Raw genomic sequence first — 313 nt, 5'->3', positions numbered from 1 at the left:
CCGCCTTGTTCATCATCGGCACCACGGTCCGCAGCTCGGTGTCCGCCGCCGCACGCCAGGTCACGGTCGTGGTTCTCGGTGTGCTGGTGGCCGCGGTGGCGGCACGCACGTTGCCTGAACTCGCCGCCATCGCGGGTGCGGTCGCAGTCGGGACGATCCTCGGCCGCAGCCGGTGGTTGGCGCCGGACGGGATATGGGTGGCGATCACCGCGCTGTTGGTAGTGCTCTACGGCTCGGCCACGAACGCAGTCCTGGTGTTTCATCGCGTCCTCGATGTCACCGTCGGTGTGCTCGTCGGCGTCGCGGTCAACGC

The 313-nt window shown here is 69.0% G+C and carries 1 protein-coding gene; it reads left to right on the top strand.

What is annotated here, in order from left to right; translation table 11 throughout:
• Window positions 1-313: aromatic acid exporter family protein (locus P3H15_RS54830; protein WP_276144932.1), on the top strand; the 313-nt coding region annotated here is incomplete at both ends.

The organism is Rhodococcus sp. T2V (assembly GCF_029269925.1).
Taxonomy (GTDB): domain Bacteria; phylum Actinomycetota; class Actinomycetes; order Mycobacteriales; family Mycobacteriaceae; genus Rhodococcus_F; species Rhodococcus_F koreensis.
This window is presented reverse-complemented; position numbering and strand designations above follow the sequence as displayed.